The sequence below is a fragment of the Bradyrhizobium sp. 1 genome (genome assembly GCF_023073315.1).
In the GTDB taxonomy this organism is placed as follows: Bacteria; Pseudomonadota; Alphaproteobacteria; order Rhizobiales; family Xanthobacteraceae; genus Bradyrhizobium.
This window is the reverse complement of record NZ_JADPJH010000018.1, coordinates 703,085-724,662: the sequence shown is the minus strand read 5'-3', so window position 1 is coordinate 724,662 and position 21,578 is coordinate 703,085. Positions and strand designations below refer to the sequence as shown.

General features: G+C 63.8%; 19 protein-coding genes. 10 read left to right on the top strand and 9 right to left on the bottom strand.

From position 1 onward, the window contains the following. Positions 1 to 15 precede the first annotated feature (15 nt). On the bottom strand, positions 16 to 438 hold the full coding sequence (locus tag IVB29_RS15880) for a response regulator (RefSeq protein WP_247504291.1): 423 nt from the start codon (positions 436 to 438) through the stop codon (positions 16 to 18). A 203-nt stretch (positions 439 to 641) separates the two neighbouring features. Continuing rightward, positions 642 to 1,358, bottom strand: coding sequence for a GntR family transcriptional regulator (locus tag IVB29_RS15875; RefSeq protein WP_247504290.1), 717 nt, complete (start codon positions 1,356 to 1,358; stop codon positions 642 to 644). A 94-nt stretch (positions 1,359 to 1,452) separates the two neighbouring features. Between IVB29_RS15875 and IVB29_RS15870 the strand changes: the two genes are divergently transcribed. From IVB29_RS15870 to IVB29_RS15845, 6 genes are all read left to right on the top strand, one after another. Then, entirely contained in the window at positions 1,453 to 2,469 is a 1,017-nt protein-coding gene (locus IVB29_RS15870) for an ABC transporter substrate-binding protein (RefSeq protein WP_247504289.1), read from the top strand. Further along, on the top strand, positions 2,469 to 3,230 hold the full coding sequence (locus IVB29_RS15865; protein WP_247504288.1) for an ABC transporter ATP-binding protein: 762 nt from the start codon (positions 2,469 to 2,471) through the stop codon (positions 3,228 to 3,230). The genes IVB29_RS15870 and IVB29_RS15865 overlap by 1 nt, the downstream gene beginning before the upstream one ends. A gap of 11 nt (positions 3,231 to 3,241) precedes the next feature. Continuing rightward, a complete protein-coding gene (locus tag IVB29_RS15860; protein ID WP_247504287.1) occupies positions 3,242 to 4,102 on the top strand; it encodes an ABC transporter permease in 861 nt (286 codons plus the stop codon). Next, entirely contained in the window at positions 4,099 to 5,838 is a 1,740-nt protein-coding gene (araD, locus tag IVB29_RS15855; RefSeq protein ID WP_247504286.1) for an L-arabinonate dehydratase, read from the top strand. The genes IVB29_RS15860 and araD overlap by 4 nt, the downstream gene beginning before the upstream one ends. 10 nt (positions 5,839 to 5,848) lie before the next feature. Further along, the gene (locus tag IVB29_RS15850; protein WP_247504285.1) at positions 5,849 to 6,568 is read left to right on the top strand and encodes a ribonuclease activity regulator RraA; all 720 of its coding nucleotides are present in this window, start codon (positions 5,849 to 5,851) and stop codon (positions 6,566 to 6,568) included. Positions 6,569 to 6,645: 77 nt separating this feature from the next. Further along, positions 6,646 to 7,737, top strand: coding sequence for an SMP-30/gluconolactonase/LRE family protein (locus IVB29_RS15845; protein WP_247504284.1), 1,092 nt, complete (start codon positions 6,646 to 6,648; stop codon positions 7,735 to 7,737). 171 nt (positions 7,738 to 7,908) lie between these two features. Here the strand turns inward: IVB29_RS15845 and IVB29_RS15840 are convergent, their stop codons facing one another. Further along, positions 7,909 to 10,017, bottom strand: coding sequence for a S9 family peptidase (locus IVB29_RS15840; protein WP_247504283.1), 2,109 nt, complete (start codon positions 10,015 to 10,017; stop codon positions 7,909 to 7,911). Between the two features lie 305 nt (positions 10,018 to 10,322). Between IVB29_RS15840 and IVB29_RS15835 the strand changes: the two genes are divergently transcribed. Both IVB29_RS15835 and IVB29_RS15830 read left to right on the top strand, forming a co-directional pair. Further along, positions 10,323 to 11,759, top strand: a complete 1,437-nt coding sequence (locus IVB29_RS15835; RefSeq protein ID WP_247504282.1) for an MBOAT family protein — start codon at positions 10,323 to 10,325, stop codon at positions 11,757 to 11,759. After that, the gene (locus IVB29_RS15830; protein ID WP_247504281.1) at positions 11,759 to 12,865 is read left to right on the top strand and encodes a hypothetical protein; all 1,107 of its coding nucleotides are present in this window, start codon (positions 11,759 to 11,761) and stop codon (positions 12,863 to 12,865) included. The genes IVB29_RS15835 and IVB29_RS15830 overlap by 1 nt, the downstream gene beginning before the upstream one ends. Before the next feature lie 200 nt (positions 12,866 to 13,065). Here the strand turns inward: IVB29_RS15830 and IVB29_RS15825 are convergent, their stop codons facing one another. The 3 genes from IVB29_RS15825 to IVB29_RS15815 all read right to left on the bottom strand — a co-directional run bounded on the left by IVB29_RS15825 (position 13,066) and on the right by IVB29_RS15815 (position 17,176). Continuing rightward, complete coding sequence (locus IVB29_RS15825) at positions 13,066 to 14,253, bottom strand: aminotransferase class V-fold PLP-dependent enzyme (protein WP_247504280.1); 1,188 nt, start codon at positions 14,251 to 14,253, stop codon at positions 13,066 to 13,068. A gap of 186 nt (positions 14,254 to 14,439) precedes the next feature. After that, positions 14,440 to 15,180 carry a thermonuclease family protein gene (locus IVB29_RS15820; protein ID WP_247504279.1) on the bottom strand — a complete coding sequence of 247 codons (741 nt, stop codon included), beginning with the start codon at positions 15,178 to 15,180 and terminating at the stop codon, positions 14,440 to 14,442. A gap of 268 nt (positions 15,181 to 15,448) precedes the next feature. Beyond that, the gene (locus IVB29_RS15815) at positions 15,449 to 17,176 is read right to left on the bottom strand and encodes a hypothetical protein (protein ID WP_247504278.1); all 1,728 of its coding nucleotides are present in this window, start codon (positions 17,174 to 17,176) and stop codon (positions 15,449 to 15,451) included. A 423-nt stretch (positions 17,177 to 17,599) separates the two neighbouring features. On the opposite strand from IVB29_RS15815, the gene IVB29_RS15810 reads away from it, so the two are divergent. Beyond that, on the top strand, positions 17,600 to 18,448 hold the full coding sequence (locus IVB29_RS15810; protein WP_247504277.1) for a caspase family protein: 849 nt from the start codon (positions 17,600 to 17,602) through the stop codon (positions 18,446 to 18,448). Between the two features lie 118 nt (positions 18,449 to 18,566). Here IVB29_RS15810 and IVB29_RS15805 read toward each other — a convergent pair whose 3' ends face one another. The 3 genes from IVB29_RS15805 to IVB29_RS15795 form a co-directional block, all read right to left on the bottom strand. Continuing rightward, positions 18,567 to 19,454: an HlyD family efflux transporter periplasmic adaptor subunit gene (locus IVB29_RS15805; protein WP_247504276.1), complete on the bottom strand. Its 888-nt coding sequence runs from the start codon at positions 19,452 to 19,454 to the stop codon at positions 18,567 to 18,569. Positions 19,455 to 19,652: 198 nt separating this feature from the next. After that, positions 19,653 to 20,768, bottom strand: coding sequence for a beta-propeller fold lactonase family protein (locus IVB29_RS15800; protein ID WP_247504275.1), 1,116 nt, complete (start codon positions 20,766 to 20,768; stop codon positions 19,653 to 19,655). Between the two features lie 123 nt (positions 20,769 to 20,891). Then, positions 20,892 to 21,029, bottom strand: coding sequence for a hypothetical protein (locus tag IVB29_RS15795; RefSeq protein ID WP_247504274.1), 138 nt, complete (start codon positions 21,027 to 21,029; stop codon positions 20,892 to 20,894). 137 nt (positions 21,030 to 21,166) lie between these two features. Here IVB29_RS15795 and IVB29_RS15790 point away from each other — a divergent pair, with 137 nt between their 5' ends. Further along, positions 21,167 to 21,343: a hypothetical protein gene (locus IVB29_RS15790; protein WP_247504273.1), complete on the top strand. Its 177-nt coding sequence runs from the start codon at positions 21,167 to 21,169 to the stop codon at positions 21,341 to 21,343. The last annotated feature ends 235 nt before the right edge of the window (positions 21,344 to 21,578 follow it).

The following is a 21,578-nucleotide window of genomic DNA, read 5'->3' as shown; positions in this document are numbered from 1 at the left end:
ACATGGATGTTTCGGTCATCGGCAGCCGGAGCCGGCATTGGGCTGCTGTGACGGTTGTGCCGATGTCAGGCAGCTATCGACTGCCGCAAGCAATGCATCGGGCCGGAACGGCTTCTGCAGGCTTGCTACCGCGCCGAGCTTGGTCGCCATCTTCAAAAAGTCCGGCTCGGCATAAGCGTCCGGCGTGATCGAGCGGCCGGAAACGACGATGATCGGAATCGCCTGCTGCAACGCCCGGATGTGGCGCATCGTCTCCAAGCCGTCCATGCCGGGCATGAAGATGTCGAGAAACAGCAAGTCGAACTGGCTTGCTTCGAATAGCGCAAGTCCCCTGCGGCCATCGCCGGCAACGGTGACGTGATGGCCCGCTCTCTCCAGCAGCAGCCGGATTGTGATCTGCACGGCCGGGTCGTCATCCACGATCAGGATGTTGGCCACATCAAAAACCTCCGGGTCCGGCAGGAACGTTCCCTGCGACCCAAATCAAAGCTTCAAATGCGAAATTGTTGCGCGGATTGTGCCCATCCTGCAAGCACTTCGCGGCCGATGCGGCGTCCACATCGCGCGCCTCCGACGATGTCGTTCATATGCATGCCTGCGTGCACATAATTTCCGGGCGCATTGCCCGGTCGTCCTCGCATCTAGTCGGTCAAGTATTCGGGATGGTGGCTGCGGATCTTGTCGAGCTCGCTCAACGTCCCCGATAGGTGCGTGCGCAGATGCTGTTGCGCAGCATCGGCGTCCCCGGCCTCGATCGCGCGCGTGATCAGCTTGTGATGGCGGATGATGTTCTGGGCCTTGCCGGGCGAGGGCAAATGCAGCCGGCGCAGCCGGTCGATATGTCCGCTGCGGCTGCGAACGAGCGCCCACAGATCCTGCTTTCCGGCGGCGGTATACAGCTGCGCGTGAAAATCGTTGTCGCCGGCCATGAACGCCTCGAAGTCACCGGCCTTGGCAGATTGTTGTTGCAGCGCAATGGCGTGATCGAGGCGGATGATCAGGGGTTCATCATGCCGTTCCGCGAGCAGGCGCACGATCTCCAGCTCCAGCGCCTGACGCAGGAAATGCGCCTGCTCGGCGCGCCCGATGTCGATCCTGCTGACCACGGTCGCGTGCTGCGGAAAGACGTCGACCAGGCCCTCTTCCTCGAGCCGCATCAGCGCATCGCGCACCGGAGTCGAGCTGATTCCGAACTGGCCGGCGAGCTCGGCGCGTGACAGCGGCGCGCCCGGCGGCAGCTCCAGCGCGATGATCGCGTTGCGTAGCCGCTCGAATACCTGCGGCGCGGCCTGGCGGGCGCGATCGAGCCTTGAAGCGGCTTTTGCGGGCGGTCGCGGCGTGATGTGGGCTGCTTCCATGTCGGGTCCCGCGGGCTTGCCTTTGATGTACTAATATATTAGTGCATCAGCAGGGTCAACGCAGCTCGACGATGGCCGGAGGAAACACACAACAATGATCAAGCATCTTCGCAGCCAACTTTCGGCCGCCCTGATCGCGGCAACCGCTCTCTCGGTGTCCGCGGCGCATGCGCAGCAGAAATCCGAGATCTCGCTGTCACGCCAGCCCGGCATCTTCTACATGCCGAGCCACATCATGGAGAAGCAGAAGCTGATCGAGAAGCACGCGGCAGCTCTCGGTGTATCAGGCGTCACCACCAAATGGATCACCTTCTCCGGCGGCGGGGCGCAGACCGATGCGCTGCTTGCGGGCGGCGTCGATATTCTCAACACCGGCACGGGCAATCTGCTGCTGCTGTGGGATCGTACCCGCGGCGGCGTGAAGGGCATCGTCGCGACCTCGGCGCAGCCGATGACGCTGATCAGCAGGGATCCCAACATCAAGTCGATCAGGGATTTTGGCCCCAGCGACAAGATCGCGGTGCCGACGGTGAAGATCTCGACCCAGGCGATTGTCCTTCAGATCGCGGCTTCCGAGGCCTTCGGGGCCGATCAATGGGCGAAGCTCGATGTCAACACCGTGCAGCTCGGCCATCCCGATGCCTATGCGGCGCTCGCCAATCCCAAGCACGAGGTGCACAACCATTTCTCGATCCCGCCCTTCACGTTCCTGGAATTGAAGAATGTGCCGGGCGCACATGTCGTGCTGAATTCGCCTGATGTGATGGGCGGCCCGCTGAGCCAGGCGCAATTCTTCACCACGACGAAATTCGCCGACGCCAATCCCAAGATCATCCAGGCCGTGCGTGACGCCACAAAGGAAGCGCAGGACCTGATCCGCAGCGACACCAAACAGGCGGTCGAGATCTACAAGGAGATCACCGGCGACAAGACCTCGGTGGAGGAACTGCTCGATCTCCTGAAAGAGCCCGGCATGATGGAATGGAATCTCGAGCCGCAGGGCACGATGAAATTCGCCGCCCATCTGTTCAAGACCGGCACGCTGAAGATGCAGCCCAAGGCGTGGACGGATTACTATCTCCCCGTCGCGCACGACCTGAAGGGCAACTGATGGCGCTGCTCGACGTCAACGGGGTGACGCTGCGTTACAAGACCTCCAGCGCCGTCGTCACCGCCACCGAAAGGGTGAGTTTTACGGTCGACAAGTCCGACCGCTTCGTTCTGCTCGGTCCCTCCGGCTGCGGCAAGTCGACCCTGCTCAAGGCTGTCGGCGGCTACATGAGCCCGAGCGAAGGCCGCATGACCATTGGCGATCGCGAGATCCACGGCCCCGGCGCCGACCGCATGATGATCTTCCAGGAATTCGACCAGCTGCTGCCCTGGAAGAGCGTGCTCGCCAACGTGATGTTCCCGCTGCTGACCGCGCGAAAACTGTCGCGCAAGGACGCCGAGGCACGGGCGCGGGCCTATATCGAGAAGGTCGGCCTCACCCGCGTGGTCGATGCCTATCCGCACACGCTGTCCGGCGGCATGAAGCAGCGCGTCGCCATCGCGCGCGGCATGGCGATGGAGCCTGATATCCTGCTGATGGACGAGCCGTTCGCGGCGCTCGACGCGCTGACGCGCCGGACCTGTCAGGACGAGCTGCTCCAGCTCTGGAGCGAAACCAAATTCACCGTGCTGTTCGTGACCCATTCGATCGCGGAAGCGATCCGCATCGGCAACCGCATCCTGCTGCTGTCGCCGCATCCCGGCCGGGTCAAGGCCGAGGTGGTCGATGTCGACAAGGTCTCGAACGACGACGGCAGTGCCGGCCGGCTGGAAAAGGAGATCCACGATCTCCTGTTCGCCGGCGAAGCCACAGCGCATTGAGGGAGCTTCCGATGGGCGAAGCAAGAATTCTGCTGCGTGACGCGCCGGTCGCTACCACCGGCGCAAGTGAGATCGAGCGAAAGCTGAGCGTGCTTGAGCTGCTGTGGAACGACGGGTTTGTCCGCAAGGCCGTCATCATCCTGTTCCTGGCCGCAATCTGGGAAGCCTACGGCGTCATCCTCGACAATCCGCTGCTGTTTCCGACGCTGCACGACACCATCGCCACCATGTACGATCGTGTGAAGGACGGCACGATCCCGATGCGGGCCTGGGCCTCACTGAAAGTCCTGTTCATGGGCTATTCGGCCGGTATCGTGCTCGCGGCGATCTTTACTGTGCTCGCGATCTCCACCCGCATCGGCACCGACTTTCTTGAAACCGTGACGGCGATGTTCAACCCGTTGCCGGCGATTGCGCTGTTGCCTCTGGCGCTGATCTGGTTCGGCCTCGGCAATGGCAGCCTCGTCTTCGTGCTGATCCATTCGGTGCTGTGGCCGGTCGCGCTCAACACCCATTCCGGCTTCAAGAGCGTATCCAACACGCTGCGCATGGTTGGCCGCAATTACGGCCTGCGCGGGCTGCCCTATGTGGCGAAGATCCTGATCCCGGCCGCGTTCGGCTCGATCCTCACCGGCCTGAAGATCGGCTGGGCCTTTGCATGGCGCACCCTGATCGCGGCCGAGCTGGTGTTCGGCGTGTCCTCAGGCCAGGGCGGGCTCGGCTGGTTCATCTTCGAGAACCGCAACCTCCTCGACATACCCGCAGTGTTTGCGGGCCTCTTGACGGTGATTATCATCGGGCTTTTTGTCGAGAACCTGATTTTCCGCGCCATCGAGCGGAACACCGTCCAGAAATGGGGCACCCAATCATGACCAAGAAAAAAATCACGCCCGACCAGCTCCGCAGCGCGCGCTGGTTCGCGCCCGACGATCTCCGCTCGTTCGGCCACCGCTCCCGTACCATGCAGATGGGCTACGCCCCGGAGGAGTGGAAGGACCGCCCGATCATCGCGATCCTCAACACCTGGTCGGACGCGCAGCCCTGCCACATGCACTTCAAGTCGCGGGTCGACGACGTCAAGCGCGGCATCCTGATGGCGGGCGGCCTGCCGGTGGAATTGCCGGCGCTGTCGCTGTCGGAATCGCTGCTCAAGCCGACCACCATGCTCTATCGCAATCTGCTGGCGATGGACGCCGAGGAGCTCTTGCGGAGCCATCCCGTCGACGGCGTGGTGCTGATGGGCGGCTGCGACAAGACTACGCCTGCGCTGCTGCTCGGCGCGACCTCGATGAACATTCCGGCGATCTATCTGCCGGCGGGGCCGATGCTCCGCGGCAACTGGAAGGGCAAGACGCTGGGCTCCGGCTCGGATGGCTGGAAATATTGGGACGAGCGTCGCGCCGGAAAGATTTCCGACAAGGACTGGCTCGATATCGAAGCCGGCATTGCGCGGAGCTACGGCACCTGCATGACCATGGGCACGGCGTCGACCATGACCGCGATTGCCGAAGCGATCGGCATGACGCTGCCGGGCGCTTCCTCGATTCCCGCCGCTGATGCCAACCACATCCGCATGGCCAGCGAATGCGGCCGCCGCATCGTCGAGATGGTGTGGGAGGATTTGACGCCGAAGACGATCCAGACCCGCAAGGCATTTGAGAATGCGATTGCGGTCGCGATGGCGATGGGCTGCTCGACCAACGCGATCATCCATCTGATCGCGCAGGCCCGCCGCGCCGGCCAGGACATCGGCCTCGATGATTTCGAGATCGCGAGCCGCAAGGTGCCCGTGATCGCCAACGTCCGGCCGAGCGGCGATGCCTATCTGATGGAGGACTTCTTCTATGCCGGCGGCCTGCCGGCGCTGATGGGCCAGATCAAGCAACATCTGCATCTCGACTGCATCACCGTCACCGGCAAGACGCTCGGCGAAGATATCGCGGGCGCCGAAGTGCACAATGACGACGTGATCCGCTCGGTCGACAATCCCATCTACAAGGAGGGCGCGCTCGCCGTGCTCAAGGGCAATCTCGCGCCCGACGGCTGCGTCATCAAGCCCTCCGCCTGTGCGCCGCGCTTCCTCAAGCACACGGGACCCGCGCTGGTGTTCGACGATTATCCCGCGATGAAGAAGGCGGTCGACGATCCCGATCTCGACGTGACCGAGGACCACATCCTCATTCTGCGCAATGCCGGGCCGCAGGGCGGGCCGGGCATGCCGGAATGGGGCATGCTGCCGATCCCGACCAAGCTCGTGAAGCAGGGCGTGCGGGACATGGTGCGCCTCTCGGACGCGCGCATGAGCGGCACCAGCTACGGCGCCTGCATTTTGCACGTCTCGCCCGAATCCTACATCGGCGGCCCGCTGGCGCTGGTGCGGAACGGCGATCGCATCACCCTCGACGTTGCGGCACGCACCATCAATCTCGATGTGAGCGAGGCCGAGTTGGAGAAACGCCGCGCCGCCTGGAAGCAGCCCGAGCGCCGCTTCGAGCGCGGCTATGGCTGGATGTTCACAAAGCACATCAAGCAGGCCAATGACGGTTGCGACTTCGACTTCCTCGAGACCGACTTCGGCGCGCCGATCGGCGAACCCTCGATTTACTAGAAAGCACGACATGACAAAACTCAGCGAAGCCACTCGCACCAAGCTCAAATCCGTCTCCACCGCCACCGTCGCCACCGCGTTGTTCAAGCGCGGCCTGCGCATCCAGATGATCCAGGATGTGCATCCTCTCGGTGCCGACCAGCCGACCATGGTCGGCGAGGCCTTCACGCTGCGCTACATGCCGGCGCGTGAGGACCTCAACAGCATCGAAGTATTCAAGGACCGTTCCCATCCGCAGCGCAAGGCGGTCGAGGATTGCCCGGCAGGTAGCGTCCTGGTGATGGACAGCCGCAAGGACGCCCGCGCGGCCTCGGCCGGTGCGATCCTGGTCACGCGCTTGATGAAGCGCGGTGTCGCCGGCGTCGTCACCGACGGCGGTTTTCGCGATTCCGCCGAGATCGCCAAGCTCGGCATCCCCGCCTATCACCATCGCCCATCAGCGCCGACCAATCTGACGCTGCACCATGCCATCGAGATCAATGTTCCCATCGGCTGCGGCGATGCGCCGGTGTTCCCCGGCGATATCATCCTCGGTGACAGTGACGGCGTCATCGTGATCCCCGCGCATCTCGCCGACGAGATCGCCAACGAAACGTTTGAGATGACCGCGTTCGAGGATTTCGTCACCGAGGAAGTCAACAAGGGCCGCGGCATCTTTGGCCTCTATCCCGCGACCGATCCGCAGACGCTCACGGACTTCGCGGCGTGGCGGAAGGCGAACGGCCGCTAAGGCCGCTCGCAACCGACACGACAAGAGAACGAGCCGGCGCAGCAAGCGCCGGCCTTGCATCACCCACGGAGGATTTCATGAATTTCACGCGACGCAATCTCATGGCCGGCGCTGGCGCGGCGGCGGCTTCCACGCTTCTCGCCCGCGCCGCCGGCGCCCAGTCGTTTCCGTTCACGCCCAACCAGCGTTACCCCGATCCGGCCGTCCAGACCCTCGATCCGAGCTTTGGAAAATACCGGCTCTATTCCTCGACGGTCGAGCAGGTCGCGTCCGGCATGCGCTGGGCCGAAGGCCCGGCCTATTTCCCGGAAGGCGGCTATCTCCTGTTCTCCGACATTCCCAACAACCGGATCATGAAGTTCGACGAGAAGACCGGCCAGACCAGCGTGTTCCGCGCCAATGCGAATTACGCCAATGGCAATGCGCGCGACCGCCAGGGCCGCCTCGTCAGCTGCGAGCACTCGGTGACCCGCCGCATCACGCGTACGGAGAAAGACGGCAAGATCACCGTGCTCGCCGACAAGTTCGAGGGCAAGCGGCTGAATTCGCCGAACGATATCGTGGTGAAATCGGACGACAGCATCTGGTTCACCGATCCGCTATTCGGCATCAACGGCGAGTGGGAGGGCAAGAAGGACAAGGCGGAGCAGGCCACCACCAACGTCTATCGCATCGCCAAGGACGGCAAGATCAGCGCGGTCCTCACCGACCTCGTCAATCCGAACGGTCTCGCCTTCTCGCCGGACGAGAAGAAGCTCTACATCGTGGAGTGGAAGGGCACGCCCAACCGCAGCATCTGGAGCTACAATGTCGGCGACGATGGTGCCCTGAGCGGCAAGACGAAACTGATCGACGCCGCCGACCAGGCCTCGCTCGACGGTTTTCGCGTCGACCGCGACGGCAACCTCTGGTGCGGCTGGGGCTCCAACGGCGCGCTGCAATCCGAGCCGACCGACATCGGCGGGCGCAAGGTGTTTCAGCTCAAGGGCAAATCCGAGGACCTCGATGGCGTGATGGTGTTCAACCCGGACGGCAAGCCGCTTGCCTTCATCAAGCTGCCGGAGCGTTGCGCCAATCTCTGCTTCGGTGGCCCGAAGAACAACCGGCTTTATATGGCCAGCAGCCACTCGGTCTATGCGCTCTATGTGGAGGCGCATGGAGCGGTGTGAGTCACGAAGCGATGGCGTCCTTCGCCTCTCCCCGCTTGCGGGGAGAGGCCGCATCGCATCGGAGATGCGATGCGGGTGAGGGGGGCTCTCCGCGAGTCCGGCTCTCACTGTTTGCGTGGATAGAGCCACTCACCCCAACCCTCTCCCCGTAAGAACGGGGAGAGGGGGAGGTTACACTTCCGCCTTGTCCGCCATCCCAGCCGCCCACAGCGCGAACGCGTACACGATCGCGACTTCATCGAGCCGGTTGAAGCGGCCCGATGCGCCGCCATGGCCGGCACCCATGTTGGTGCGGAGCAGGACCGGGCCGCCGCCGCTCATGGTCGCGCGCAGGCGTGCGATCCATTTGGCGGGCTCCCAATAGGTGACGCGCGGATCGGTCAATCCGCCCATCGCCAAAATCGCCGGATAGTCCTTTGCGGCGACATTGTCGTAGGGCGAGTACGAGAGGATCGTGCGAAAATCCTTTTCGCTCTCGATCGGGTTGCCCCATTCCGGCCATTCCGGCGGCGTCAGCGGCAGCGTGTCGTCGAGCATGGTGTTGAGCACGTCAACGAACGGCACTTCAGCGACGATGCCGGCGAACAGCTCGCCGGCGCGGTTGGCGACCGCGCCCATCAGCATGCCGCCCGCCGAGCCGCCATGGCCGACGATGCGTTGTGCACTCGTGTATTTTGCATCGATCAGCGCACGCGCGCTGGCGGCAAAGTCGTCGAACGAGTTCGTCTTCTTCTCGCGCTTGCCGTCGAGATACCAGCCCCAGCCCTTGTCGGCGCCGCCACGGATATGGGCGATGGCGTAAACAAAGCCGCGGTCGACCAGCGACAGGCGGTTGGCGCTGAACGAGGCCGGCATCGCCATGCCGTAGGAGCCGTAACCGTAGAGCAGCAGCGGCGCCGAGCCGTCGAGCTCGAGCCCGCGGCGATAGAGGATCGACACCGGGACTTCGGCGCCATCCTGCGCCTTTGCCATGATGCGCGTGGTGACATAGTCGGCCGCATCGTGGCCGGACGGGATCTCCTGGCGCTTGCGAAGGTTGCGCGTCCGCTTGACCATGTCGTAGTCATAGACTTCCGACGGCGTCGTCATCGACGAATAGGCGAAGCGCAAATTCGTCGTGTCGAATTCGTAGGAGCCCATCGTGTCCAGCGAATAGGCGGCCTCGTCGAAGGCGATGGCGTGCTCCTCCTTGCTCGTGAGATCGCGGATCACGATCGACGGCAGCGCATTGGCCCGCTCCAGCCGCACCAGATGGCCGGAATAGAGATCGAGGTCGATGACGTAGATGCCCGGGCGATACGGGATCAGATCGCGCCAGTTCTTGCGCTCGGGCTGGCTAAGCGGCGCCGTGACGATCTTGAAGTCGATGGCGTCGTCGGCATTGGTGAGGATGAACAGCTCGTCGCCGCGGTCGGCCAGCGAATATTGCACGCCCTCCTCGCGCGCTGCGACGAGGCGCGGGGGTGCCTCGGGGTTGGCGAGATCGATCAGCCGCTGCTCCGAGGTCTCGTGATCGCCACCGGCAATCACGCAGAAGCGGCCGCTGGTGCTCTCATGCAGATGGGTGAACCAGCCGGAATCCTGCTCCTCGTAGACCAGCGTGTCGTCGGCTTGTTTGGTGCCGAGCTTGTGCCGCCACACCTGCATCGGGCGATGGTTGTCGTCGAGCTTCACATAGAAGAAGGATTTTGCATCCGCGCTCCAGACCACGCCGCCGTCGGTCTCCTCGACGAGATCGTCAAAATCCTTAGCCGTCGCCCAGTCGCGGACGCGGATCGTAAAATACTCCGAGCCCTTGGTGTCGGCGCTCCAGGCCTGCAGCTTGTGATCGTTCGAGTGCCGGCTGCCGCCGAATTTGAAATATTTGTGGTCTTTGGCGAGCGCGTCGCCGTCAAGCACGATGTGGCCCTCGCCGCCGTCGCGCGGCATCCGGCCGAATAATTCATGTTGCCCGCCCTCGCGAAACCTGCGGAAATAGGCGAACGGCCCGTCCGGCGACGGCACGCTGGAATCGTCCTCCTTGATCCGCCCGCGCATCTCGCGCACCAGAATTTTCTGAAGAGGCGAGGTATGGCCGAGCAGGCTGTCGGTGTAACCGTTCTCTTCATCCAGATATTTGCGGATGTCGGGATCGAGCACCGCGGGATCGCGCAGCACCTCCTGCCATTTCTCATCCTTCAGCCAGGCATAGTCGTCGGTCACGGTGATGCCGTGGTGGGTGAAGGAATGCGGCCGGCGCGGGGCGACGGGGGGCTGGGAAGGTGTTTTGGCCTGGGTCACTCGATCCTCATCATCTCGTATGCGCGCTCTCTCTTCACCTCTCCCCGCGTGCGGGGAGAGGTCGAATTCGATCGCAGATCGAATTCGGGTGAGGGGGGCTTTCCGCGAGTCCAAGTCTCGCCGACCTTGCGGAGACTCCCCCTCACCCCGACCCTCTCCCCGCAAGCGGGGAGAGGGAGAAGATGCGTCTCGCCTTATATCGTCCTGATTCCATGAATTGCCAGCGGGACTGGGCCAAGTCGCCGGGTTGTTGATCCCCCGCTTGTATGCTTTAGGGACCACATCCCCGCCGCCGGTCCAGCCTGATGCTGTTCAATTCCTACCCGCTCATCCTGCTGTTCCTCCCCGTGGTGCTGGCCGGCTATTTCTGGCTGGGGCGGCGCAGCAATCTGACGCCGGTGATCTGGCTGGCGCTGGCCTCGCTCGCCTTCTATGCGATCGGCAACTGGCAGTTCGTGGCCCTGCTGCTGCTGTCGATCGCGTTCAACTATGGCGTCGGCCATCTCCTGATCGTGGCGAAGCTCGGCCCGTCGCAACGAAAGGCGGCGCTCGCCATTGGCGTCGCCGGCGATCTCCTCGTGCTCGGCATCTTCAAATATGCCGGCTTCGCCGCCGACAATCTCAACGCGCTGCTCGGTACGCATGTCGCGGTCCACATCCTGCTGCCGGTTGGTATTTCCTTCTACACATTCACCCAGATCGCGTTCCTGGTCGATGCGTATCGTGGCCAGGTCGCGCGTTACGCCTTGCCGCATTACGCGCTGTTCGTGACTTATTTTCCGCATCTGATCGCTGGGCCGATCCTCCACCACAAGGACATGATCCCGCAATTCGAGCGGGAGGAGTCGAAACATCCGGACGCGCATCTGATCCTGTGCGGTGTCATCATCTTCGCCATCGGCCTGTTCAAGAAGACTTGCCTTGCCGACGGCATCCAGCCGCTGGTCGCGCTCGCCTTCGATGCGCGCTTCCCGAGCTTCGACCAAGCCTGGCTCGGCGCGCTCGCCTACACGTTCCAGCTCTATTTCGACTTCTCCGGCTATTCCGACATGGCGATCGGAATCTCGCTGATGTTCGGCATCTTCCTGCCCGTCAATTTCAACTCGCCCTACAAGGCCACCAGCATCGTCGAGTTCTGGCGCCGCTGGCACATGACCTTGTCGCAATTTTTGCGCGACTATCTCTACATCCCGCTCGGCGGCAACCGCCACGGCCGCGTGCTGCGCTACGTCAACCTGCTGATCACGATGCTGCTCGGCGGGCTCTGGCACGGCGCGGCCTGGACTTTTGTCGTTTGGGGCGCGCTGCACGGGGCCTATCTCTGCGTCAACCATGCTTTCAATGCGCTGGTGCCGACCATCCCGACGCCGCTTGCACGCCCGGTCCGCATCGCCGGCGCCGTGCTGACTTTCCTCGCCGTCGTCGTCGCCTGGGTGTTCTTCCGGGCAGAACGGGTCGATTGGGCCATGCGGATCCTCACCGCCATGACTGATCTCTCGACCATCGTCTCCGGCCGCGAAGAAATCGCGGCGCTGGTGCAGGTCTCGATCTATGCCGCGCTGGTGTGGCTCGCGCCAAACACGCAAGCGATCATGGGCTACGATCATGCCAATCGTAGGGTCGGCGAAAACTTGCGGGCAGGGCGTATGCGGCCGCTGTTTCTCTACGGCGCATCGCTGGTGCTCGCATTCGGAATTCTGGGCATCCAGAGCCACAGCGAATTCATCTATTTCCGGTTCTGATGCGCAGGCCGTTCACACATCTGAGGCGTCTTCTGCTCGCGAGCGCGGTCTGCGCGCTCGGCGCGGCGGCGCTCACTTTTGCAGTCGATCCCTTGCAGCTGTTTCGTCCCTCGCGTCTCGCCTTTTATTCGGACGATACGCGCGTGCAGAATGCAGGGCTGATCCGCAGCCAGTCGTTCGACACCGCGTTCATGGGCACCTCGCTTGCGATCCACTATCGCCAGAGCGACATCGATCGCGCGCTCGGTGTGCATTCACTCAAGCTGGCGATGACCGGCTCCAATTCGCGCCAGCAGGGTTTTGTCCTGGAACAGGCAATCGATCGCGGCGCCCGGCGCGTGATCTGGGAGATGGACGATTTTATCTTTGTCGATGCCGCCGACATCGAGGCCGATCCTTTTCTGCCGGTCGATCTCTACCGCAGGACAACGAAGGGCATCGCATCCTATCTGTTCAGCGCTGCGATGGCGAAGGAATCCCTGTTCGCGCTGCTGAGGTCGACCCCGCTTCTGAAAGAGCCGCTGACCCGCGCTGCGCCTTATCTGCCCGTCAAGTTCGCGCTCTCCGATGTCGATGACATCTACGCACTGCCACGGGATTTCGACGTCGCGCGTGGCTACAACGCGGAGAGGACGCTCGCTGCATTCGCCTACATCACCAACCCCGTGCGCAGCCGCTTTCTCGGCGAAGGCTATGGCTATGAGGCCATGGTCCGGCATTTCGAGCATGATGCCGTCGCCCTGATCGCGCGCCATCCGGACGTGACCTTTGACATCTACTTCCCGCCTTATTCGATCCTGCAATTCGTCGCGATGCGGGATGCGTCACCTGCGACGCTGAAGATCGTCACCGATCTCACCGCGGTGATTGCGACCCGCCTGACGCAGCTTCCCAATGTCCGTCTTCATGATTTCCGCGCGATCAAGGCGGTGACGCATGATCTGAACAATTACGGTGATGTTATTCACCACTCGCCGGTGGTGGATGCCATGGTGTTGCAGTGGCTGGCGAGCGGGGAGTACCGGGTCGATCCGAAGACGCCGCTGGGGGCATTGGAGGAGTTGAAGGCGCAGGTTTGGGCGTATCAGGTGCCGCGGCTGCCTTAGCGGGCCTCGCGCAAGATCGCGGCTGTCGGTTCGCTCACTTCGGGTAAAAAACTGCGATCGATTCTTCGTCTCGTGTCCCGGACGCGGTGCGGCGCGAAGTGCCGCTCCGCAGAGCCGGGACCCATTTCAGTCACATGGGCCCCGGCTCTGCAGCGCATCACTCCGTGCTGCGCTGCGTCCGGGGCACGAGCAGCAATTTCTTACACCGCCACCTCTTCGCCGAGATACGCGACCGCCGCCTCCAGCCCACCCTTGCCATGGGGGATCTTCAGCGCATTCAGGGCGATCTCGATGACCCCGAGCGTACCCAGCAGCATCGGCGCATTGACATGGCCCATATGAGCGATGCGGAAGGCTTGTCCGGAGAGGTCGCCGATGCCGGTGCCGAGCACGACGCCGCACTTCTCCTTGCAATAGCGTTGCAGGATCGCCGGATCATGGCCGTTGCTCATGGTCACGGTTGTCACGGTGTTGGAGCGCTCGCTGGCCTCGGCGATATTGAAGCCGAGCACCTGGCCTTCCGTCCATGCGCCGACCGCGCGGCGCGCGGCCTCGCCGAGCAGGCTGTGGCGACGGAACGCGTTCTCCAGTCCTTCCTCGTGCAGCATGTCGATCGCCTGGCGCAGCGCGAACAACAGATGCACCGGCGCAGTGCCGGCATATTTGCGATAATTCTCGGTGCCCTCGCGCTCGCTCCAGCTCCAATAGGGCGTCGACATATTCGCCGTCTTTTGCACCTCGCGCGCGCGCGCATTGGCGGCGACGAAGCCGAGGCCGGGCGGCGTCATCAGGCCCTTCTGCGAGCCGGACATCGCGACGTCGACGCCCCATTTGTCCATCTCGAACGGCATGCAGCCGAGCGAGGCGACGGTGTCGACCATGTACAGCGCGGGATGGCCGCTGGCCTTGATCGCCTTGCCGATCGCCTCGATGTCGTTCTGCACGCCGGAGGCCGTGTCGACCTGGACGACGACGACGACCTTGATCTTGTGCTCCTTGTCGCGGCGCAGGCGCTCCTCGACCTCATCAGGCCGCACCGCGCGGCGCCAGTCGCCCTTGAGCACCTCGACCTCGGCGCCCATCAGCGCTGCCGCATTACCCCAGCCGATCGCAAACCGTCCGCTCTCGAGCACCAGCACCTTGTCGCCACGCGACAACACGTTGCTCAGTGCGGCCTCCCAGGCGCCGTGGCCGTTGGCGATGTAGATGTAGGATTTACCCTTGGTCGCAAACAGTTTTGAGATGTCCCCGAGCAGGCTGTCGGTCAGCTCGTGCATCTCCTTGGAGTAGATGTCGATTGCCGGACGGTGCATGGCCCGCAGCACTTCGTCGGGCATCGTGGTGGGCCCGGGGATGGCCAGAAATTCCCGGCCCGCGCGAACGGTCATTGCTATCAGTCCTTGTTGCTTGAGAACAGGATGGTGGGTTGCTGAATCCGAGTTTTACGCGGCGGTGCCATGCAAGAAAAGCACCCAAAACGCAGGGCTGGGGTGGCCTTATGTTTTGAGCATGGTCTTGTCGGAAAACCGCGTCACACTTTGCGCTAACGCGGCCCTTCGGGTCCGGACCATGCCCTACCTCTTCGTCTCCCGGCACCCGGCGGCCTCCGCCTCTTCGACCGAGCAGAACCAGCGGGTGCCCTTGCTGATCTTCATCTTGATCTGGGTGTACCAGCGGCTGGTCGGCTGGTGATAGATGCACTCGCCGGCGGTGTTGACGTTGCCCTTGATGGTGCAGTCGGGTGAGGGCGCGACCGGGCCCGAGGCGGAGGCGAGCAGGATCGCATGCGCCCCGTCCGGCGGCTTGGTGGCACCCAATATCGTCGTCTTCTTGTTGCGGACGCGCCAGTCCCAGGGCGCGATGAAGGCGCCCTGCCACATGCCGGCCTTGGCCTCACGCGCGGCAGCCTCGTCGGCCTCATAGTCATGCGAGACGCGGGTGTAGGACAGGGCCCAGCCGGCGCGCGCCAGCCATTTCTGGATATCCTCGCCGCCGACGTCGCAGCGCGCCACGGTGCGGCCGCGGCGGTCGATCGACCGTGCATGGCAGACCCAGCTCTTGCCTTCGGTGTACTTGGCGAGCTCGTCACGGGCGGCGATGCCGCAGGTCCAGCGCTCGCTCTTGGTGTTGAGGCAGAGCTGGTCGACCGCGGGCGCGTCGATGCCGCCGAGCCGGATGCGCGTGTTTCCGATCACGACGGCATCGCCGGAGCGGACTTTTGCCGTGCCAGTGATGTCGGCGGCCTCGGCCAGCGACGGCAAGCCGGGCACAGAGATGGCAAGCAAAGACAGCGCAATCAGGAATTTTCGCAACATGCCGGTCCGCGTGTGATGAAAACCTCGATAGAGCCCGCAATTGTGGTCGGCTTTTGGCCTCCGGGCCAGCTTATGCCTAACGGATGGGCTTTCAACTTCCTGTCATTGGACGAACACCTCTCGTGTCCCGGACGCGGTGCGGCGTGTAACGCCGCTCCGCTGAGCCGGGACCCAGAAAGCCGCCAGCGCAGGTCTTGGCGGCATGGGCCCCGGCTCTGCAGCGCACCGCCGAAGAGGCGCTGCGCTGCGTCCGGGGCACGAGACCACCTCACCCCCGCGCCATCGCCCGCTTCGCTACCGCAAGCCCCATCAGCACGAACGCCGACGTCACCTCGGGCCCGCCGACCAGAATCCGCGTCGGGGTCTTCATCTTGTTCCACTCATAGGCCCGGAACGGGCCGCGGCGCCCGCCTTCGCTTAAGGCGGTGACGATGACGTTCAGCGCCGGCGCGAAGGCGCGCGGGTCGGCGCCGAGATGGCCGAGCGCGATCAGCGCCAGCGCCGCGTCGAACACGTTCATCTCCGCGGCCATCAGCTCGCCCTTGACGTAAGAGAGCACGCGATGGCGGATGAAATCGAAATCGCCGTCGGGATCGATCGCCGCCTGTGCCGCCAGCGGCAGCGCCAGGAAGGCCACGTAGCAGCGGCCGAAATAGGCGCTGTACAGCTCCGGCAGATAATAGATGTGCGAGCGCGGATTGGCGAAGGCGCCGCTGGCCGCCAGCCGTTTCTGGAAGCCGATGATCCGATGCACCGTGGCGAGCCGCGCCGGCGTCTCCAATACTTTCCAGCGCGTAAGGTTGCGAAAGCTGACCTCGAGAATGTCGAGATTGAGCGTCGGATCGAGATCGTTGCCGTAGGGACGCTCGCCCCTGAGGTTGTCGATCCAGGTCGCAACGCCGCCCTCATAGTCGATATTGTCGTTGATCGGCACGGTCACGCGCGGCTCGTTGACGCCGGCGCGCACCTGGTAGCCCGAATAGAAATCCAGCAGCGGCTGGTCGAGGATCGGATCGGTGCAGCCGGCCTGCGTCGCCGCGGAGATCGAGCACGCCGTGGTGTCGCAATCCGGCACGTAGACGCCGAAGCCGAGGTCCTGCTTGATCTGCGCGAAATAGCGGGAAAAGCGCGGATGTGGTGCTGGCGCCAGCGCTGTGATGACGTTGAAGCGCGCGCCGTCGCTCCCCTCGACCTCCTCGCGGCTGGTGTTGACGCAGAAATCCACCATGTCGGCGATCGCACGCTCGGCCGCGTTCTTGTCCGCGGTTGAGGCGAGCCCGGTCTCGACGAAGCTGAGCAGCGCCTCGATGAAGAACGCATCGTAATAGGCCGAGCGGTGGCGGATCTGCATCGGCTCCCACATCGGCTCGGCAATCCCTCGCCATGGCGGATTGACTACGGCGGCTGCCGGCGAGCGCGCAATGAAAACGCGGGCGAGGTTGAACAGCAGCGAGGAGTTCTTGTAGCCGCGTGCGTTCAGCCCGGTGAGCGCCATGATCAGCTCACGGCCGCGAAAATCAGGGTCGCCGATCAGGTTGAAGGCGGCATAGGTCGGCAGAAAACCATTCTTGCGGTACGAGCCGAGCAGATGCTGCGCGCAGTCGCGGATCACGCCGTCGATCTGCGCCTGCGGCGGCATGGCGCCGGCGAAAATGGCCGGCGGCGGTTTGGGATGATCGAGCGCGATGGTATCGACGAGATCGGCCACGGGCTGGCCAACGGCCGCCCAGTCGGGCTCGGCCTCGTCGCGAGCGCGCGCCAGCGCCTCGCGCAGCCGGCTCAGTCTGGTCTCGTCGCGCAGCTCGGGCAGGCCGGCGCGTCGCAGCAGCACCCGCAATGCGGGATTGCCGAGCGCGGTCTTGTAGAATTTGGACAGATGCGGATCGCCGCCGGCCGCACCCGACAAAACGGGATCGCAGACATCGTAAAGCGAGGGCCCGTCTTTCCGCGCCGTCAGCGCCCGGCAGGCGGCGCCGGCAAAATAATGAAAGCTCATGAAATACCTGGTCGCGGGGCCTTGCCCAGGGCCGGCGAGCAAGCACCCGTCCGCACGCCACCCCCTGCAAGTCTTTGAAAAAGCTATCCGGATTCGCGGGAAATACAAATGTGATGGCAGTCACAGCAAAAGCCGGCACGAAGGCTGCATGATTGAGCCCCGGAAGACTACTGGGGATCAAAAAATGCCCCACTTCGGCTCGGGGGATTAACCAACACATTCAGCAACTTAGCTCAATTTTTGGGCGATCTATTGCCGGGGAGGCTATATCCGGTTAAGGGTTTGTTTGGTGCGGCGCCGCAAATTGCGCGCAGTTCGGGGGCACATCCCCGGCCAATCCCTCAAACCTGAAGACGCTATCGCGCTACTCAATCTGTGTGCGCGCGCTTGGCTGGTCTTTGGCACTGACAGGAATGAAGCGAGATGAATGTAACGCAGCTCGACATTTCCCGACGTACGATCGCGGTGGCCGCAGCTCTCATCGGCACGGTCTCGCTCGTGATCGGTGCCCATGCTGCCCTCAACATGCGTGCGCTCGATGCCGCCAAGGCTGTTACGACCGACCAGGTCACTGGCTCGATCGGCCAGACCTCGCGGCTCGCCCTCGTCATCGGCAATGGACATTATCCCGACGCCAGCGCGCCGCTGACGCAGTCGATCAACGACGCCCGCGCGCTGTCCTCGACCCTGCGCAAGAGCGGCTTTGACGTCGACATGGTGGAAGACGCGACCAAGGACGACATGGTCCGCGCGGTCAACCGCCTGAAGTCCCGGATCAAGCGCGATACCGTCGTCATGCTGTTCTTCGGCGGCTACGGCGTGCAGGCCGGCCGCGAGAGCTACATGTTGCCGGTCGATGCCGCGATCTGGAAGGAAAGCGACGTCCGCCGCCAGGGCATCTCCATCGAGGGCGTGCTCAACATGATGAAAGAGCAGGGCGCCAAGGCCAAGCTCGTCGTCGTCGATGCGTCCCGCCGTAACCCTTACGAGCGCCGCTTCCGTTCCTACAGCCACGGCCTCGCGCCGATCGGCACGCCCGACAATGCGCTGATCCTGTCCTCGGCCTCGCCCGGCAAGGTCGTCGACGACGGCAAGGGCGAACATAGCGTGCTGGTCAGCGAGCTCATCGGCAACATCAATGCGCAGGGCAGCGCCGAGAGCGTCTTCAACAAGACCCGCGTCGCCATCTCCCGCGCTAGCGAAGGCGACCAGGTCCCGAGCGTGTCGTCATCGCTGCTCGAAGACGTGCATTTCGACCAGGCCGGCGGCTAGTTTCTTCACAGCTCCCGTAGGGTGGGCAAAGGCGCAAAGCGCCGTGCCCACCATCTTTCCAGAACTTCGATAGAAGACGTGGGCACGCTTCGCTTTGCCCACCCTACGAGACCGTCCGTTACTTCGCCGCTTCCGCGGCCATCGCCGGGCGCACGGGATCGCCTTCGCGCAGCAGCGCGCCGGCGCGGGCGACGACGACGTCGCCTTCGTTGAGCCCGTCGCGAACCTCGATATTGCCGCCCGACATCAATCCGACCTCGACGCGCTTGGTCTCGACGCGATTGCGGCGGATCACCTGCACCACGGTGCCGGCGGATGAATATTGCACGGCGGTGAGCGGCACCGCGACGTTGCAGCTCTGGCCGGTCTTGATCAGCGCGCGCCCGCTCGCATTCAGCAGCAGCCGCTTCTGCGAGGAGATGCCGATATAGACTATGCCTTGCTGGATGTTCGGCTCGACGGTCGGGCCGATGCGGCGCACCTTGCCGTCGAGATCGCCGGCGCCGGCAATGCGCACGGTCGCCGGCTGGGCGATCGCGAGCTTGCGGATATCGGTGGTCGCGACCAGGCCGACGAGATCATATTCGCTGCGCGCAACGATCGTGAACAGCGCCTCGCCCTTGGCCGAGGCGAGGTTGCCGATCTGCGCGGTCGAGGTCGCGATCACGCCTGCCACCGGCGCCGTGACCTGAAGCGTGCCGCCTTCGGGCAGCGCCAGCCGCGCCAGCACCTGTCCGGCCGTCGTGGTGTCGCCGGCTTCCGCCAGCACCTCCGTCACCTTCAGGCCGGGACGCTCGGGCCGTACTGACGTCTCCTCGCGCGCGATGATCGTGCCGGTGGCCTCGACGATGTCGGAGAAGCAGGATTTTGCGACCTTCAGCACCGTGACCGCCGGCCCCTTGGGCGCATCGTCTTCGGCGGCGCGCGCGAGCGGGGCGGACAGCAGCAGCAATCCGGTGAGCGCAACGAATTTTCGGGAAAGGGAACGCGCAGGCAATTGACGCATCGGTCATTCCGGTTGGGGCCTTGACGGCCTCATCGATAGCAGAAGCGCCAGCGGTGGGCCAAGAATAGATCATGGTCCGGCCGGATGAGAATGCCGCAGCACAGGCGGCGCGATGCCGCCCGTTGAATTAGTCGCGGAAATGGCGACGAGGTTCGCCGCTTCTTACCCTCCCCCTCCAGGGGAGGATAAGCAAAAGCTTCACGGCAAACTCAAAAACTCCACCCAGTTCGGCTTCTTGCCGGTCGGATAGGACTTTTGCTTGGCGAGTGCGCCGCTGCTCTGGTCGATGGCATAGACCGTCATGCCGTCGGAGAGTTCGCCGACTGCGGCGAGGTAGCGGCCGGAAGGATCGATGTTGAAGCCGCGCGGCTGCTTCTCGGTCGGCACGCTGCCGATCGTGGTCAGCTTGCCGCTTGTCGCGTCGACCTTGTAGGCGGTGAGCGTGTTGGTGGTGCGCTCGGAGGCGTAGAGGAAGCGGCCGTCCGGGGTGATGTGGATGTCGGCGGCCCAGGGTTTTCCGTTAAATCCTTCCGGCAGCGCAGTGGTGCGCTGGATCTCGGACCACGCACCGCTCTTGGCCTCATAGCCGAACGCCGCGACGTCGCCGTTCAGCTCGTGGATGAGATAGATGAACTTGCCATTGGGGTGGAACACGAAGTGCCGCGGTCCCGATTTCTCCGGCACCTTGATGACCGGCGGATCGTTCGGCGTCAGCGTGCCCGCCGTGGCATCGAAGGCAAAGGCCAGGATCTGGTCGGAGCCGAGATTGGTCGCGAACACAAAGCGGTTGTCGGGCGAGGGCAGGAAGGCGTGCGCGTTCAGCCCGGTCGGGATCACCTGCTTCGGCTCGGCCACGACGCCGCTCGCTTGAAGCGGATTCAGCGCGACCTTGTTGCCGCCATAGGAGGCGCTGAACAGCACCTTGCCGCCGCGGTCGGTGGCGATGTTGGCCATGCTGTCGGCGAGCGGCCCGTTGCCGATCGGGCTGAGCTGGCCCGTCTTCGGGTCGATCGCAAAACTCACCGCGAGGAACGGCTGCGAGCGCACGCCTGCGATCAGCACGCGGTGGTCGGGCGTGATCGCGAGCGGGGTCGAGGAGCCCGGTTTTTCGACACCCGTGAAAGCGGCCGTCTGCACCGGGGTCATCTCGCCGCTCTCGGCAAGCTTGAACACGCTGATGTCGTTGCTGTCGGCGTTGCCGACATAGGCGAAGGTCTCGGCCATGCCGGCGCGGACTCCCGAAATGAGGGTGAGAAAAGTGAGGGTGGTGGCGATCGCAGCGCGGGACGCGGTGCGGCTGGTCGGTCTCAACATGGGCTCCTCCTGGACGTGCGAAATTGTCGTTTTGCCGGGCAGGATAGCGGCAGGTGCGTCGCCGCACCAAATTCCAATTGAGATTGATCGATGCCGAAATTGTATCGGTTGGGCCGTGGATGGCTAGCGCACCGCTGCCGTCAGGTCGCGGGAGGGCAGATGCGGGCCGGCCGGGCGATCCGGCGGCCCCAGCACGGTCCATACCGCGATTGCGAGCAGCGCCGAGGTCAAAATGGTCCAGGCGACGAGTTGTTTCCGCATAGGCCAGATCCGTCCGTCCAATGAATGCACCGAGGCATGTCGATCATCGTGCACTGCAACCGGCGACGATCCTATGAACTCGTTCACAGCGGCCGGCGCGATTGCGAACCAATGCCGCGCGAGCGCATTAACCCGTCATGCCCCGCGAAAACGACCTTGAAGGCAAGCCCGACATGGGCGGCAAGCATGGCGGCCAGGCCGGTCAGCCCAAGCCGCCGCAACGCCCGCGCCAGGATCCGCGCGACGAGGACGTCGTGGCAAAGCGCCACACCGGTCAAACCGATCGCGGCTCCCCGCCGACCAAACCAAAATAGCGCCTCGCCCGCGCCGCGCTCGCATTGGGAACAGCAGCCTCGCCTTGCCGTTACCTTGGTCCTGCGGGCGGAGGAGATCGAAACGGAGGCTGGCACGTGTTTTGGATTTATTGGGACACCGCCTGGTCGCTCATCATCAGCGGCATCATGTTCGCGACCATCGTTACACATCCAGATGCTGAATTTGTCGAAGTGCACGCGCCAAACCGACGAGTGTGAACTTCCGTACTTGCTG